8 protein-coding genes are annotated in these 16,506 nt (G+C 67.1%); 6 read left to right on the top strand and 2 right to left on the bottom strand.

What is annotated here, in order from left to right; all coding sequences use genetic code 11:
- Positions 1–97: 97 nt before the first annotated feature.
- Positions 98–3,583, bottom strand: a complete 3,486-nt coding sequence (locus BM436_RS15960; protein WP_093556529.1) for a DUF4450 domain-containing protein — start codon at positions 3,581–3,583, stop codon at positions 98–100.
- Positions 3,584–3,757: 174 nt separating this feature from the next.
- On the opposite strand from BM436_RS15960, the gene BM436_RS15955 reads away from it, so the two are divergent.
- The 3 genes from BM436_RS15955 to BM436_RS15945 all read left to right on the top strand — a co-directional run bounded on the left by BM436_RS15955 (position 3,758) and on the right by BM436_RS15945 (position 9,364).
- On the top strand, positions 3,758–4,342 hold the full coding sequence (locus BM436_RS15955) for an RNA polymerase sigma factor (protein WP_093556528.1): 585 nt from the start codon (positions 3,758–3,760) through the stop codon (positions 4,340–4,342).
- Entirely contained in the window at positions 4,329–5,291 is a 963-nt protein-coding gene (locus BM436_RS15950; RefSeq protein ID WP_093556527.1) for a FecR family protein, read from the top strand. The genes BM436_RS15955 and BM436_RS15950 overlap by 14 nt, the downstream gene beginning before the upstream one ends.
- Before the next feature lie 506 nt (positions 5,292–5,797).
- A complete protein-coding gene (locus BM436_RS15945; RefSeq protein WP_093556526.1) occupies positions 5,798–9,364 on the top strand; it encodes a TonB-dependent receptor in 3,567 nt (1,188 codons plus the stop codon).
- 50 nt (positions 9,365–9,414) lie between these two features.
- Here the strand turns inward: BM436_RS15945 and BM436_RS15940 are convergent, their stop codons facing one another.
- Positions 9,415–11,724, bottom strand: coding sequence for a hypothetical protein (locus tag BM436_RS15940; RefSeq protein WP_093556525.1), 2,310 nt, complete (start codon positions 11,722–11,724; stop codon positions 9,415–9,417).
- Between the two features lie 206 nt (positions 11,725–11,930).
- On the opposite strand from BM436_RS15940, the gene pelA reads away from it, so the two are divergent.
- The 3 genes from pelA to BM436_RS15925 form a co-directional block, all read left to right on the top strand.
- Positions 11,931–14,615: a pectate lyase gene (gene pelA, locus BM436_RS37555; protein WP_218164872.1), complete on the top strand. Its 2,685-nt coding sequence runs from the start codon at positions 11,931–11,933 to the stop codon at positions 14,613–14,615.
- Between the two features lie 27 nt (positions 14,616–14,642).
- Positions 14,643–16,088 (top strand): glycoside hydrolase family 88/105 protein, encoded by a 1,446-nt coding sequence (locus BM436_RS15930; RefSeq protein ID WP_093556524.1) that lies wholly within the window; start codon positions 14,643–14,645, stop codon positions 16,086–16,088.
- A gap of 161 nt (positions 16,089–16,249) precedes the next feature.
- On the top strand, positions 16,250–16,506 hold a 257-nt coding region (locus BM436_RS15925), incomplete at its 3' end, for a transposase (RefSeq protein ID WP_177307035.1).

The following is a 16,506-nucleotide window of genomic DNA, read 5'->3' as shown; positions in this document are numbered from 1 at the left end:
CGGGTGCCTTGGCTTTGGAAATACGTTTTGGGTTATCGATAACAAATACTAGTCCATTGCTGAATGCATGTCTACGGATTTTTTTCCGCGCACTTTGTCAGTCGAGCGTCACGCCCATCAAGCCGATCACAACGTCGTTGCCCAAGGTGCGTAGCTCCAGGCTCCGTAAGGATTTGTTGCGATCCAGCCACATCTCCATCACCGTGCCCGAGCCGCCATCGATCTTTCCGAGCAGGGTCCCCGGCAGCGTGGCCGGGTCCAGCACGCGCGTCTTGGCCGTCTTCAGGTCGACCCGCACCGGCAGTTGGCCGCAGTAGGGGAACTGGTAGTCGTCGATGAAGTAGTCCTGCTCGATCGGCCACCAGCTTTCGGGATTGCGCAAGGCCAGGCGATCCCGCGTGCCGTCCGTGTAGGTGACGAGCACCTCGCCGTTGTCCATCCGGCTCTGCATGAAGTTGCTGGAACCGGCCATCAGCAGGTACATGCGTCCCGCCCTGCCCCGCAGCGGCACGACGGCCCGCTTCGGGTAGTTGTCCCACTGGGAAGTGAAGAGCACATTGGGCGTGCCCGGCGCCGCCGGGGTGGCGAAGCTCAAGCCATTCGGCAGGCGCAGCGTGCCACCCTGCGCACGCAGGCCGCCATCGTCGATGACGGCCATGGCGTTGACATGCCCGGCCCAGGCGCCGATGCCTTGCGACGGCAGCGACAGCGACACATGGGGCGAGCGCGGCGACAGGTACTTGCCGGGCTTGAACAGCTCGGTGACGCGGTCGTTGAACCACGGGCCCAGGTCGACATGGCGCGACCGCACCGGCGGCCCTTTGGTCCAGGGCGCCGCCTCCAGCGTGCAGGCGGCGCGCGTATCGCCACGCGCAATGGTTCGGGCATCGGCGCGCGCACCGCCACGCGCAATGGTCCGCGCACCGGGCCCCGCGTCGGCCCGCGCACCCGCCCCCGCACTGGCCTCGCGCTCGCCCGCGGCCCGCCACCAGGTGAAGGCGCCTTGGCTGACGCGCTGGAAGCCATCTCGCTCCCCCAACCTGCTGAAGGCGGGTGCATGCGCGCCGATGGCCCGGCCGCTCCACTGGATCATGACTTCGCTCTTGCCGCCGAACGGCAGCTCGATGCGCAAGCGCGGCGCGAACACTTCGTCCGCGCTCACGCTCCAGCGCACCGGCTTGCCGTCGGCCAGCACCGACACCACGCGATCGCCCGACGCCGGCAATTCGAGCACCAGCCGCCCGAACTTCGCCGCCGGCTGTTCGACCGTCCAGTGCTCGCGCCGGCCATCGCGCCGGAATGCCAGCGCCACGCTCGGATGGCGCAGGCTGGCGTGATCCCACTCGCGCGGGAAGCCGGGGCGCACCAGCAGCTCTCCGGCGAGGGCGTCGGGGCGCACGCCGAACAGTCCCTCCACCAGGGTGCGCGCCATTACGCCGGAGCCGTCGGCGAAGTCGCGCTGGGCTTCGCGGCGGTAGACGTCGAGATAATTCATGCTGCCGATGTTCCCCGGCGAGATGCCCATGTACAGGCTGGCCAGCAGCGCGCCCTTGGCCAGCTCGAAGGCGCTGTCGGCGCGGCCGGCCTGCCAGGACGCCAGCGCCGTGTGCAGCACCTCACCCATCACGACATTGTTGATGGACCAGGAATACGGCATCCAGTTTGTGCTCGGCAACACGCGGTACGGCCGGTCGGCGGGCACTCCCGGGCCCTGGATCGGAATCGGCCGCAGGTGCCGTTCAAGGTCCAGCGCCATGCGCGCGGCCTCCAGGCGGTTCGGCACTTTCGAATCCAGCGTGTGATAAAAGGACCACAGGCCATAGCTCGGGTGCGGCAACTGGCCGCCGAGCAGGTCGCGGTATTCGGCGAAGGCGCCCCGCTCCGGCATCCACAGGTACTGACGCATGGCGCGGCCGATCCGCGCGGCTTCGTCCCGGTAGGGCTTGGGGTCCTTGCCTGTCATCGCCGCGATGCGCGCGGCCATGTGGTTGTGCCAGGCGTTGTAGGCGCTGGCGTGGGTGGCGCCGCCGCCGTTGTAGTACAGGTCGTCGCTGGCCCAGATCGCGGCATAGCCCTCGTACAGCGGCAGCTTGTCCAGCCCGTACTCCCGGCGGAACAGGCGCCGCTCCCAGGCCAGGTGGCGCTCCAGCACCGGCCAAACGGAGCGGGCGTACTCGACATCGCCGGTCCACAGCAGGTGGCGCAGCATCACGTCGATGAAGCCGATGTTCATGTCGTAATGCGACTTGCTCATGTCGCCATTGGTGTGCAGGCCGGCCTCGTTGCGCGCCAGGTTGCTCTTCTCGTCGGCGGGGGCGGTGCGCTCCGGCACCGGCGCGGTGTTCTGGCGCGCCGTCCACTCGCCCAGGTTGCGGCGCGCGCGTTCGTGCCAGCCCAGCGCGTCCAGCGCGTACGGCCCTCGCCAGCCCAGCAGCTTGGTGCGCCACGCGATCGCGCCGTGCATGATGGCGCCCTGCTCCTCGTCCCACACGGCGTCCGCGGCGACGTTGAGCGCGCCCATGGCGGCGTTCAGGTACGGATCGGGCGTGTCGATGCGCACCCGGCCGCGCAGCCGCTCGAAGTGCCGCAGCGCGTCGGCGAATCGCGCGGCCAGTTCGCCCGGCTGGAAGGCCGGCGCGTGGACCTTCTCGGGCGCCGCGCCCGCGTCCATTGTGCTGCCGGCCTCGCGGTACACGGCCAGTTCGGCGGCCCGCTTGCCGCCGGTGACCTGGAACGCCAGGTCCACCGTCTGCTCGTTCAGCGGCAGCCGGCCCACGGCCACGTGGCCATCGCCGCCGGCGTCGGCGTCCAGCAATGCAGGCAGGTCGTCCCACTTGGCGGCGTCGCCGCGGCGCGCCACCAGGGGCCGCGCCGACGTCACCGTGACGACCGCCCTGTCGTTGCCGACCTTGAAGCCATGCTCGCGCGGCTCCACGCTGCCGCCACGCGCATATGCCGGCGTGAACTGGAAATATTGGCTGATCGGCACGGCCTCGGTGCCGATGTCGCCGCCGCGCCGGCCGCGCGCGCCGTCGCCCGGTGCGAAGACGAACACCAGCTCCGCCGAATCCGGCAGGGATTGGCCGCGCACCCGTAGCGCCAGGCCCTCGACTTCAGCGTAGGCGACGGCGGAGAGATGGACTCGGCCGCTGGCGCCCAGCAGCGGATCGGCGATCTCGTAATGCAGCTCGCCGGGACGGTAGCGCGCGACGATGGCGCGCGCCTGGTGCAGCCAGACGGTGCCCGCCGCGGTCTTGACGCCGAGGCGGACATTGCCGCCGCGGCCGGGAAGGTAGAGCGAAAACTCGGGACGGTCGCCGCCATCCACGCGGAAACCGGTGTTGCCGCCGTAGAGCGGGCGGTTGAAGAACTCGCCGCCGTTCTCGATGACGAAGTCCTCGCCTTGGGGACGATAGCGCAAAGGCCGCGCCACCTGCCCGGAGAGGTTCGGGCGCACGGTATCGGCGCCGAGCTTGAACGGTTCCGCCTCGGCGGCGCCGCCGCGTTCGGACAGCACCGCAAGCGCCAGCAGCGTGGCGGCGAACAGCCTGGTGGTGCGAATTTGCCTGCGCCTGGTCCTCATACTCGTTCTCCACTCGTGGTTTTCCGCCCACAATATAGAGAGAACTTGGTTGTATATCGCGGCGATACGCGAAATTCTCACGGCCTTGAGTGAATTGAAAATCCGGCGAAAATCTTGAGGAAGAACCGTTCGCGCTCGTCATACTCACTAGGGGAAGTACGAACGAGCGAGCTTATGGACACTGAAGTAGTTGACTGGCTAACAATAAATTTCCTGCCTCACGAGGCGGAACTGCGCAGAATGCTGCGCCGCGTCTGCACGGGACCGGCGGAGATCGACGACGTGGTGCAGGAAACCTGCTACCGGATATTGTCGATGGCGAGCCTGGACCACGTGCGCGATCCCAAACCGTTTGTGTTCCGCGCGGCGAAAAACATTGTGCTCGACCGCATCAAGCGGGACGCGGTGGTCCAGATAGAAACCATCGCCCATCTCGAGGACCTGGACATCGCGGACACGGCGCCCTCGCCGGAGCGGGTCGTGTTCGCGCGCTCGGAGCTCAAATGGGTGATCGGGCTGGTGGCGAACCTGCCCGACCGCTGCAAATCCGTGTTCCGCGCGCGCAGGATACATGGCCTGTCGCAGCAGGAGACCGCGGAAACCCTGGGCCTCTCGGACGGTGTCGTGGAACACGAAATGATGAAGGGCATGCGGCTGATGTCGGAAATGATCGCCATGCATGGCGTCAATCAGGAAACCGGAGACACCAAATTCATCGCGCGTAAACGCGCAGGTAAGAAAAGCAATGTCCAAGATTGATAACGAAGCCTTCGAATGGGTCGCGCGGAAATTCGCGCGCGGCCTGGGCGACTCCGAACGCGGGGAATTCGACGCGTGGTACGCCGCCGATACACGGCACCAGGGCGCGTATATGCGGGCCATGGCGATCTACAACGCGATTAATCTCGCCACGGTGCCGCGGTCGCTCGCGCCGGAGCCTCCCGTATGGGAGAAACCCGCCGCGTCCCGGCGCCGCTTGTTCATGTTCGGCGCGATGGCAGCCTGTGTCGCCGCCACGGTGGGATTGACGAGCTTTTCCGCCCTGCGCGAAGACAAGGTGCTGGTCACCGCGAAAGGCGAATTCCGCAAGGTGCCGCTCCAGGACAAGTCGGTCGCCACCATCAACAGCGGCAGCCGGATCGAGGTCGAATTCACGCGGGACAGGCGCAAGATCAATTTGCAAAAGGGCGAGGCCTGGTTCGAGGTGGCCAAGGACAAGTCCAAGCCGTTCATCGTCGAAGCCGGCGACGCGCGCGTTCGCGCCGTTGGCACAGCCTTCTCCGTGCGGCGCTTCGTGCACGGGACGGAGGTGCTGGTGACGGAAGGAACGGTCGAGGTCTGGAGCAAGGACAAGGCGGCGCAACGGCGCCAATTGACGGCGGGCGAGCGCGCTTTCCTGGAGCCCGAGGCGAGCGCCATTTCCGTCAGCCGCCAGCCCTCGGAAGTGAACAGGAAGCTGGCGTGGAGAGAAGGTAAATTGATCCTGAAGAACCAGACCTTGAGCGACGCGGTCGCCGATTTCAACCGCTACAGCCCGAAAACCATCGTCATACTCGACACCACGCTGGCGAGCAAGCGCCTGTTCGGCCAGTACATGCTGGACGCGCCGGAGTTGTTCGCCAAGGACGTCAGCACGGTGCTGGCCGTGCCGATCAAGATCACTGCGGACACGATATTCATCGGCAGCGCCGACGACGGCGCCTTGTGATTCACACACCGGTCCAATCATGTTTTTGAGGAAATGGGGTTTTCATTCAGGCGGCTTGAGGAAGCCGCCTTCGTCGACAGTCTTTGGTATTAACGGGGCAACATAGTTCCGACAACAGATTAGAGGAGATGTGCATGTTTTCTATGCACCAATGCGCCAACGCGGCCGGAATCGTTCTGGCCGTGAGCATGGCGGCTCATGCGGGCACGTCCACCGCGCAGGAGTTGTCACGCCCATTCAATATCCCCGCGGGTGTCGCGACGGATTCCATTCCGGAGTTCGCGCGGCAGGCAGGCATCAATATTTTGACGTCGGCCGATATTCTCGATGGTGTGAGCACCAATGCATTGGCGGGCGCATTCGTCATCTCCGAGGCGGTCGATCGACTGCTGATGTGCACTGATCTGGTCGGAAGGGTTAGCACCGGCGGCACCGTGGTGATTTTAAGGCGCACGCCTATCTCATCCGGAAACCTGACCAACGACTCGAAAGTATCGGAAGAGACAATGACGAAGAATAATCCTCCCAGCCAGCGCAAGGCGACATGCGTCGCCGTGTCGGCCGCCGTCTTAATGATGGGCACACCGCTGCCGGACGCGCAGGCCCAAGCCGTCGCGCAATCCCCGGCGGCGTCCAACGGCGCGACTGCCGACCCGGTGCCCCAGGTGATGGTGGTGGGCACGCGCGCGTCGCAGCAGTCGAGCATAGAACGCAAGAAGAACGCCGCCACGGCCATCGATTCCATCGTCGCGGAGGACGTCGGCTCGCTGCCGGACCGGAATATCGGCGAGGCCATCTCGCGCATGGCCGGCATCGCGCTCGACCGCGGCGAATTCGGCGAAGGCGTCAACGTGGCGGTGCGCGGCAACGGCCCGGAACTGACGCGCGTGGAGCTGGACGGGCAAGGCGTGCAATCGGCCGGCGGGGCCGACATGAACGGCGGCGGAGACGGCCGCGCCGTCGAGTTCCGCCAGTTGTCGGCGGACCTGATCAAGAGCGTGGACGTGGTCAAAGGCTCCACCGCCGACATGACCGAGGGCTCGCTGGGCGGGAGCATCATCATCAAGACCCGCACCGGCCTGGATTTCAAGAAGCCCTACGCCTCGCTGCGCCTGGGCGCGACGCAGCATTCCCTGAACAAGAAGTGGGAGCCGGACGCGAACCTGATCCTGTCGGACAAATACCTGGACGGCCGTCTCGGCCTGCTGCTCAACGCGTCCACCACCACCCTGCTCAACGAGGGCCACTCGGCGCAGACGGCGGGCAACGGCAACCAGGGCTATTTCCGTCTCCACGACTTCGACAACTCGCCGGAAAAGACCTTCACGTTCCAGCCGGGCACCGTCAACACGGCCGACATGGCGGCCACCAACCCCTTGCTGCAATCGCCGCTGATCGGCGGCGGCTTCTTCAACTCCGGCAGTCCCATCGACATCGTCACCAGGTCGGCCGCGGCGCGCACCAAGGCGGATTGCGGCGCCGCCTTCCCGGCACTGACCAGCGCCCAGTTGAACGCGATCTCGTCGACGGCACGCACGGCGGCGCAGAACCAGCGCAACAACGAATTGACCACCTGCCTGAACCAGTGGAACGACTACACCCCGTCGGGCCCGCGCTACCTGGTGAAGCGTGAAATCGACCGCCGCAAGAACCTCGACCTGCGCGCCGACTTCAAGGTCAACAACGAGCTGACGGTCTACGCCAAGGGCAGCTACAACAAGCGCCACAACGACATCAACCAGCTGGCCTACGGCCTGGGCAACCTGGCCATGGCGAACGGCCAGCCGAACACGGTGCCCGGCTCGGTGGTGGTGGACGCGGCGCACCACCTGACGCAGTACACCTTCCTGGCCGGCGCCGCGAGGACCGACCAAATGCACGACATCGGCCTCACCACCGCCAAGTACCTGCAGCTGGGCGGCAGCTACAAGCGGGGCGGCCTGTCCGCCGACTTCTTCGTGGGCGACGCGGGGTCCGACTTCCAGCGCGGCGCCAAGCGCCTGTCCTTCATCGACTACTACGGTCCGGCCACCGCCAAGCTGCTGTCGAACGGCTTGTGGGGCTACACCTTCCCCGAGATCGATCCGATCAGGGAGCAGAGTTTCGACCGCTTCGCCAAGCTGTACCCGAACGGCGCCAGCGCGGCGGTCAACCCCGGTCCCTACAATGTGAACGCTATTCCGGCCTACACGGCCGCGCAGCAGCAGGCCGTGACCTCGTCCCCCAACGTGACGTGGGAGCCGCAGATCCGCGAAAGCGGCGAGCGCACCGCGAAGCTCGACCTGGCCTACGCCATGCCGGAGTCCGTGCCCTTCCTCAAGCGCGTCAAGTCCGGCTTCAACCTGCGCGACACGGCCAGCAACAGCTGGACCATCAACAACGGCGGCTACATCCTGCGCGATCCGGTGGGCAGCTTCGGCCAGCCCGGCTATGTGGCGCCGCTGGTGCTGCCCTCGCCGACCCTGCGCAGCACGCTGTACGGCTGCCAGGACACGCCCGGTTCTCTGGCCCCCGGCGGCAACAAGTGCCAATACGGCCTGATTATGAAGGACAACACGCGCCAGGCCTTCGACAGCTCGGCGGTGATGACCATGCCGCAGTTCGTGGACCTGCTGCGGCAGACCATGGTCCTGCAGGCCACGCCCACCCGCTTTTTCCACGGCGCCAAGGACCGTCCGGAAGGGCTGATGGATAACTGGACCCAGATCGACGTGGAAAAGGTGTTCGCCCTGACCGGCATTCCGAACGCCAACTTCGACTGCGTGAAGCGCTGCAAGGCCAGCGACGGCCAGGTCTACGACCAGCCCTACGCCCAGCTCAAGGAACGCTCCTCCGCGTTTTACCTGATGGGCGACTTCAGCATCGACCGCGTGCCATTCACCAACCGCGCCCTGCCCTTCGGCCTGGAACTGGACGGCAACCTGGGCGTGCGTTACGTGCGCACCACGGTGGATGGCACCGGCATGATGACCTTCATCGCCATCACCAAGACCGACTCGTACGACCCGGTCAACCGCGACGCCCCCGGCGGCACGGTGACCACCAGGGTCTCGCAGGCCACGCGCACGGAGGCGGCGGCCAGCGATGTCCTGCCCAGCCTGAACTTGGCCATGTGGCTGATGCCGGACCAGTTGGTGGCGCGCTACAGCGCCGCCAAGACCGTGGCCAGGCCGCCCGTGTCCCGCCTGCTGCCGTCCGGCACCTGCACCTTCGACGAGCGCCGGGAGGACGAGAACGAGGTGTTCCAGCGCTGCTCGGGCACCATCGGCAACCCGCTGTTGCGGGCGCAGCAAAACGTCAACCAGAACTTCTCGCTGGAGTACTACCCGAACCGCGACACCATGTTCAGCGCCGCCTTCTTCAGGCAGCGCGGCAAGGTGGGGCCCGCGATCGCGCAAGGCGTGTCGCAGGTGCCCCTGTTCGCCGGCACCGACATGGTCGATCCCTCGACCGGCATTCCGCTGGCCGGCGTGCTGTTCGACTACTCGACCTGGATGAATGGCGCGGCCACCAGCCGCACCGGCCTGGAACTGAGCACCAAGACCGCCTTCACCTTCCTGCCCTCGCTGCTGCGCTACACGGGCTTCGACGCCAACTACAGCAAGCAGCGGTCGAAGGCCACCAATGAAAACATCGTCGACCTGCTGACCGGCACGCCGCTGCCGCCGGCGCGCGAATCGCAATACACCTACAACTGGGCGCTCTGGTACGACGACGGCAAGGTCGCGGCGCGCGTGGCGGTGCAAGCGGTGGCGGCGTACTTCAACTGCATCGCCTCCTGCAACGCGGCGGGGGTGAACAACTACCCGAACGCGGCGCCGGTGCGGGTCGGCTTCCCTTACAACCCGGGTTCGCCGAACTTCAAGGACGCCACCCGCTTCGTCGACGCCAAGCTCTCGTACCGGTGGCGGCCGAATGTGGAGTTCTTCATCGAAGGCCGCAACCTGACCAACGCCACCACGTCCAACAGCCAGGGGCGGTTCGCCCCGTTCGCGGACGGCACGCCCAACCTGCTGGACTTCAACTACTCCGGCCGCCGCGTCATGGTCGGCGCCACCTTCCGCACCATGTAGGCAAACAGGGGGCTTGCGCCCCTCCCTGTGCCTTGCCATCTTCCTTGTGCTCAGAGCGAGGGCAAAATGCCTTCGCTCCTCACCTTCCAGCCCACTTTCGGGAAACCCGGCGCGGCGCCGGTCCGCCCATCCCAGCCGCCCGCCATCAGGGCGACGGCCATCAGCAGCCCGCCGCTCGAGGGGAAATAGGTCTCCGCGGCGCGCTGATAGCCCGGGCCGTCCGGCCCCACCTCCGCCTGGGCTCCCGCGCCGGTCGCCGTCGGCACGAAGGCGGCGGCGTGGGCGTCCAGGTGCACGCGCGGCGTCATGCCGCTCTTGCCGTACTGGTTGTTTTTGGCGTCGAAGAACAGCCACTCGATGGCCTCCTCCGGCGCGTTCAGTCGCGTCGCCGTCATTGCCATCATCGGGTAGTCCCAGCCCCAGGTCTGGCGCAGGTCCCAGTCGCGCTTCATGCGATCCAGCGTGCGGCGCATGGTGACCCGGTCCACGTCGCGGCCCGGCAGCCAGCCCAGCGGCATCAGGAAGGACATGTGGTCGCGGTTCTGGCAGGTCTCCTCCACCGCGTTGGACTTGCACGCGCCGGCCGCCTTGTCCCAGAAGCCGGGCTCGGAACGGACGGGCAGGTACAGGCCGTCCTTTTGCGGCAGGTCCGGCCAGTTGGCCAGCACGGCGTCCCAATCCGCGCGGCGGTGCTTGCCCGCGCGCTCGCGCCAGGCCTGCGCCGTCTCGATGCCCCAGCGGTAGTAGGCGACTTCGAAGGCCGGATCGAAAGTGTCCAGCGGGGGGAAGTTTTCCTGCACCGGGATGATGGGCGCGCCGAGGCGGTACTTGCCGCTTTGGTCATCCATGTGCGCGAAGGAGACCAGCAAGGCCGCGCTTTCCTCGACCAGCTCACCGTAGGCCTTCAGCACGCGCGCACCGCCGCCGGCGCGGTACAGCAACTCGCTCATGTAAATCGGGTGCGGCTGCTGCCACATGATGAACGGCGAGACCTTGGACGGGCTGTCCGCGCCGTCCGGCCCTATCATCTTGGGCCACCACGCGCCACGCAGGCCCTGTTCCTCCGCACGCGCCTTCGCCTTCGGCAGGAAACCCACGTACCAAGCCAGGCTTTTCTCCAGTAGTCGCGGCCTGCCCCACAGGGCGAAGTGCGCCCCGTGCCAGGGGTGCATTTCGAGGTGCGACTTGCCGTTCCAGCTGTTGGAGAACAGGCCCTCCTCCTGCGGCGGGAATTCGCCCGCCGCGTTCACCGCCATCAGGTATTGCGACAGGATGACCCGGCGCTCCAGTTCCAGCGCGCGCGGGTCGGTGGAGCCCGAAAAATCGACCATGCCGCCGTTCGTCCAGTAGGCGACCCAGTGGCGCCGCGTCGCCGCCGCGCCAGCCGCAGGATTGGGTAGGGGCGCGCCGGGGCGCGGCGAGAATTGCGCCATGACGGTCAGGGTCCCGGCTTTCGTACCGACCCGATAGGCATGGGCGCCGGTCTGTTCGATCGCCGCGCCCGGCGCCGCGATCGCGGCGTGATAGGTGGTGCTGTCGATCCCGCGCCGCAGGCGCACCTCGCCGGCCTTGCGCGACAGCTCGGTGGTGGCGTGGGCGGCGGGATTGCTCCAGTCGGACGGGTCGGGATTGAGGGTCCTGGATACGCCGGGGAAGCGCACGGCGACACCCAGGCGTCCCTGCGCCACCAGCGCGGAGCTTACCTCGGCCATCACCGTGTCCTGGTCCGGCAGGACGCGGGTGACGACGGTGACGGCCTCGCCGTCGTAGACGAAGCGGCTGGTGAGCGTGCCGGTCCACAGGTCCAGCGTCTGGCGCGCGTCCCGGATGTCGGCGAAGCGCGCCGGCGATCCGTCCTTCGCGCGCAGGTCCAGCGACACGCGGCCCAGCGAGTAGCGGTGCGGGTTTTCGCGGATCCAAGCCACCGCCGGATTCTTCGCGGCGTCGGCCCAGTCCTTGATGTAGCCATAGCGGCGCGTGCGGCCGCGCACCTCGATGTCGACCTGCGTGTCCCGCACCGTATAACCCTGGGGATTGGGGAAGCTGTGCCAGGCCCACTGCGCTTCGGTGAGGAGTGGCGCGATCTGGCTGTACGGCTCGGTGAAGGTCTGCAGCCCGGTGATATCCGCCGTGAAGCCGATATTCCCGTTGCCCAGCATGAGTGGCGAATGCGGGTCGATCCGCGCAAGGACCGGATTGTGCCGCGTGACCAGCGCCTTGCGGTCTATGGGGCGCACGGTGCCTGCGCGGCGGGACGCCGTGGCGCCAGCCGCCGGCAGGGCAAGCGCCACACCGGTGGTGGTGGCCGCCGCCGCCGCCGCGAGCATCAGGCGGCGGCGTGAAAGTAGGATGGGACGCATTACGGTAGGCCTTCCTTCTCATCGAATCAGAGCCGGCCATTCAACCATGGCGGGCCACGGAAAGTGAAGGCATAAGCGCCGGCCATTCCCAATTAATCATGTTTCTGCGTGTTTTCGTTTTTGCTTGAGGAAGGTGCGTCCGCCGACAGTCTTAAGTACTAGCGGGACCGGCATGGTCCCGACAAAATCAAATGATTGGAGACAGCATGAAATTTTCCACAGGGATGGGATGGACGGGAGCCATGTGCCTGGTGCTCGCCGCGCCGGCCTACAGCGCGGTAGTCGGCGCCAACACCCCCGCCCCCGAAGTGAGCGCAGAGCGCCTCGGCGAACTGCCCGCCGAGGAACGGGCGGTATGGGCGGACTACATCGCCCGTTCGCGGCAGCAGGAGCGGTTCGACCGCGAGACCCTGGCCGCCGAACTGCAGCCCGGAGAGTCCCCGCCTCCCCCGCCCGTGGCCGGCAGCGGCAAGATGCCGCTCAACAAGGACGCCGCGTGGTACGGCTCCGCCGAGGCCCGCGCTATCGCCGACACCATCGTCAGCTTCCAGACGCCTTCGGGCGGCTGGAGCAAGAACCAGGATCGCACCAAGCCTCCACGCCTGCGGGGACAGCGCTACGCCAACGACGCCGAGACGATGCAGCTGAACACCGGCAGCTTCGACGCCCCGCGCGACCGCTACTGGACCTTCGTGGGCACGCTGGACAATGGCGCCACCACCACCGAGATGCGTTTCCTGGGCCGCGTGCAGGCGCGCTTGCCGGGCAAGGACGGCGAGGCCTACCGCGCCAGCGTCGCCAAGGGCATCAAGTACCTGCTGACGGCGCAGTACCCCAATGGCGGCTGGCCGCAGAACTACCCGCTGGAAGGCGGCTTCCACGACGGGATCACCTTCAACGACAACGCCGTGGCGGAGGCCGCGATGATCCTCGAGGATATCGCCGAGGGCCACGCCGACTTCGCCTTCGTGCCCAAGGAGCTGGCGCGGCAGGCCGGCGCCGCGAGCGCCCGCGCCATCCGGCCCATCCTGGACGCGCAGGTCGTCGTGGATGGCAAGAAGACCGTCTGGCCGCAGCAGGTGGACGCGCTGACGCTGAAACCCATCTCGGCGCGCAACTACGAGATGCGTTCGCTGGCCAGCGCGGAGAGCAGCGAGGTGCTCCTGTTCCTCATGCGCCAGCCGAATCCGACGCCGGAGGTGAAGGCGGCCATCGAGGCCGGCGTCGGCTGGCTGAAGGCCCACGCCATTTACGGCAAGGCCTTCACCAAGGTCAGCGAGGAGGAAGGCCGCAAGCTGGTCGACAAGCCGGGCGCGGGGCCGATCTGGTCGCGCAACTACGATATCCAGACCGCCAAGCCCATCTTCGGCGACTGGGACAAGTCGATCCAGGATGACGTCAACAATATCTCCAAGGGCCGCCGCAACGGCTATTCCTGGTACAACACCGCGCCGCAAAAGGCGATCGACGCCCACGCCGACATGATGCGCAAGGCCGCGGCCAGTGGCGCGGGCGCCCAGCCGGCCGCGGACAAGCCGGACGCCGACATCGCGATAGCCGCGCCGCGCGGACTGACCGGGGCCATCGTGTGCGCCGAGGCCTACGGCGCCATGGGCGACGGGGTGACCAACGACACGGCGGCGCTGCAAAAGGCGATCGACGCCACGGCGGCGCGCAAGGCAACGCTGGTGCTGAAGCCCGGCGACTACCTCACCGGCTCGCTGTTCCTGAAGTCGGGCATGGCGCTGCGCCTCGACAAGGGCGTGAAGCTGATCGGCGCGCAGGACATCCGGGCCTATCCGCTCATGCAGACGCGCATCGCCGGCATTGAGCTGGCATGGCCGGCGGCGCTGCTCAACATCTACGGGCAGCGCGACGTCAAGGTGTTCGGCGAGGGCACGATCGACGGCGACGGCAAGGTCTTCTGGGACCGCTTCCAGGCCATCCGCTACGATTACGAGGCGCGCGGTCTGCGCTGGGCCGCCGACTACGACGCGCAGCGTCCGCGCCTGATCCAGATCTACAATTCGAGCCGCGTGGAACTGGGCAACGGACCGCGTGGCGAGCACCTGCGGCTGACACGCTCCGGCTTCTGGACCGTGCAAGTGGTCTATTCGCACGATGTGAAGGTGTCCGGCATCACCGTGCGCAACAACGTCGACGGCAAGGGCCCCTCGACCGACGGCGTCGACATCGACTCCTCGCACACGGTGCTGGTGGAAAACGCCGACATCGACGCCAATGACGACGCCCTGTGCCTGAAGGCCGGACGCGACGCCGACGGCCTGCGCGTGAACCGTCCGACGGAGAATGTCGTCATCCGCAACTCGACCGTGCGCGCAGCCTACGCCGGCGTGACCTTCGGCTCCGAAACCTCGGGCGGCATCCGCAAGGTGCGCGTCCATGGCCTCAAGGTGGTCGGGCCGGTGCGTTACGGCATCCTGTTCAAGTCGGCGGCGACGCGCGGCGGCGGGGCCTCGGATATCGACATCCGCGACATCGCAGTGGAACAGGCCGAGACCGGCATCCGCATCAATCTCAACTGGTTCCCGGCCTACAGCTACGCGAAGATACCGGACCACATCACCGACTCCCCGGCTTACTGGAAGACCCTGACGGCGGAGGTGCCGCGCGAGAAGGGCTTGCCGCTGGTGCGCGACATCCGCATCAGCCGCGTGACGGCCAAGGGACTGAAGACCGCGGTCGAGCTGGAAGCCTACGCCGACGCGCCGCTGCACAACATCCGCATCGAGGACGTGGACCTCGATGCCGACACCTTTGGCGCCATCCGCCACGCCCGCGACGTGCACTTCGCGCGCAGCCGCATCACCAGCCGCAACGGCCAGGCCGTCACATTGGAAAACACGGAAAACATCACCGGCCTGCTCTAAATCCGATCTCTTTCCGCACACCGACCCATGACCTTGCACCCTCATCCTCTCGCCTTCGCCCGAAACACCGCCCTGTCGTTCGCGATCGCCGGCCTGCTCGCATCGCCGCCGCATTCATTGGCGGCCGATCCTTTGACGGCCGATCCCGTGGCCGGCATCGAGGCCGGCTGGCTCACCCCGCCCGCCCGTCCGAACACGACTTTCGCGCCGGACCAGCTGCCCCCGCGCGCGGCCGTCCTGCCGGTGCTTGAATACGTCGCCGCCGCGCAGATCGCCGACATGAGCCGCCACCCGATCCAGCTGTCGACCGGTTCCAACCTGGCCGAGATCTCCTCCAACTGGGTGGCGGCCACCTTCTATGTCGGCGCGGCGCGGCTGGCGCGCGTTTCCGAGAACAGGAACACGTTGCGCTTCCTCACCGCCACCGCCGAGCACTACAACTACGCCTTCCGCGGCGCCCGGGCCGAGCGCTCGCTGCTCAACGCCGACGATCTGGCCATCGGCGACCTGTATCAGGAACTCTACGCCCGCCGCGGCCAGCCGGGCGTGATCATGCCGCTGCGGCAGCGCCTCGACTTCATGCTGCCCCACCTCAACCGCCCGCGGGAAACCGCGGCGCTGATCTGGTGGTGGTGCGACGCCCTGTTCATGGCCCCGCCGGTGCTGGCGCGCCAGTCGCTGCTGACCGGCGATCCACAATATCTGCGCGCCATGGACAAGGAATGGCGCCGGACAGCCGCACGCCTGTGGGTGGAGCGGGACCGCCTCTTCCTGCGCGACGAGCGCTTCAAGGATGCAGACCACCTGGGCGCCGGGGGCAAGTCCATCTACTGGGCGCGCGGCAACGGCTGGGTGATGGGCGGCCTGGCGCGCACGCTGGAAGCCATGCCCGCCGACTTCGCCGGCCGCGATTTCTACACCGGTATCTTCCGGAAGATGGCCGGCCGCGTCCTCGAACTGCAGCAGGCCGATGGCCTGTGGCGCAGCGACCTCAACGACCCGAAGAGCTTCGCCGAAGCCGAAACCTCGGGCTCGGCCTTCTTCGTCTACGCGCTGGCCTGGGGCATCAACCATGGCCTGCTGGACCGCCAGACCTATCAGGGCGCCGTGAGCAAGGGCTGGGCCGCGCTCAACCGCCATGTGCTGCCCAGCGGCCTGGTTGGCGCGGCGCAGAAGACGGGCGACCGTCCCGTGCCAACCAGGGCCGACGATGTGGGCCCTTACGCCACCGGGGCCTACCTGCTGGCCGGCCTGGAAGTGATGGACCTCCACGGTCCCGCGCAAGCCCTGCCCGAACCCGCCCTCGCCCGCGACGACGAGGCCACCATCCTCGCCACCACGCCGCAGCCGGTCGCGCCCAAGACCGTGGTGGGCGACGCGGAAAAGGCCCGCCGCTCGCAGGAGATGCGGGCGACCCGCGCCCTCGCCTACGACCCGGCGGCGCTGAACCCGGCTTCGAGGAGCGGCCAATGACGCATGCAAGCCGCCGCAACGTAATGAAGTCCGCCCTGCTCGCACTGATGCTGCCATCCGCGCAAGGCCTAGCCCGGATATTTCATGAGAAGAGGTCGGCGGCCACGCCATGAAGCGCGTTGTTATTGGTTCTCACGCCTAACAACAACCGAGGACCGCCGATGCCAAATTGTACCGTTGAACCAGTGGATTTGGGGAGGGTCGGACGCCGCGTGATTGAGGCGGCATTCGATGGCGGCGATATCGTCAGTGATGGTGGCGTGCTGCTGCTGCGGCAGGTCGACCAACGCATTGGCTTGACCAAGTCGATCGCGCGCGTGTTCGATGACCAGCGCCGTCGCGCCAGCGTTGCACACAGCATGCGGGACCTGCTTGCGCAGCGGATCTATGGGCTGTGTTGCGGCTGGGAGGATGTGTG

The organism is Pseudoduganella namucuonensis, from assembly GCF_900116645.1.
GTDB lineage: Bacteria > Pseudomonadota > Gammaproteobacteria > Burkholderiales > Burkholderiaceae_D > Rugamonas > Rugamonas namucuonensis.
Note: the sequence above shows the minus strand (reverse complement) of the source record. Positions and strands in the feature narration are given on the sequence as shown.

Excerpts from the sequence above, each read along its gene's own strand:
- BM436_RS15930 (WP_093556524.1), top strand. The coding sequence starts at position 14,643 with ATGACCTTGCACCCTCATCCTCTCGCCTTCGCCCGAAACACCGCCCTG.
- BM436_RS15940 (WP_093556525.1), bottom strand. The coding sequence starts at position 11,724 with ATGCGTCCCATCCTACTTTCACGCCGCCGCCTGATGCTCGCGGCGGCG.
- BM436_RS15950 (WP_093556527.1), top strand. The coding sequence starts at position 4,329 with ATGTCCAAGATTGATAACGAAGCCTTCGAATGGGTCGCGCGGAAATTC.
- BM436_RS15945 (WP_093556526.1), top strand. The coding sequence starts at position 5,798 with ATGACGAAGAATAATCCTCCCAGCCAGCGCAAGGCGACATGCGTCGCC.
- pelA (WP_218164872.1), top strand. The coding sequence starts at position 11,931 with ATGAAATTTTCCACAGGGATGGGATGGACGGGAGCCATGTGCCTGGTG.
- BM436_RS15955 (WP_093556528.1), top strand. The coding sequence starts at position 3,758 with ATGGACACTGAAGTAGTTGACTGGCTAACAATAAATTTCCTGCCTCAC.
- BM436_RS15960 (WP_093556529.1), bottom strand. The coding sequence starts at position 3,583 with ATGAGGACCAGGCGCAGGCAAATTCGCACCACCAGGCTGTTCGCCGCC.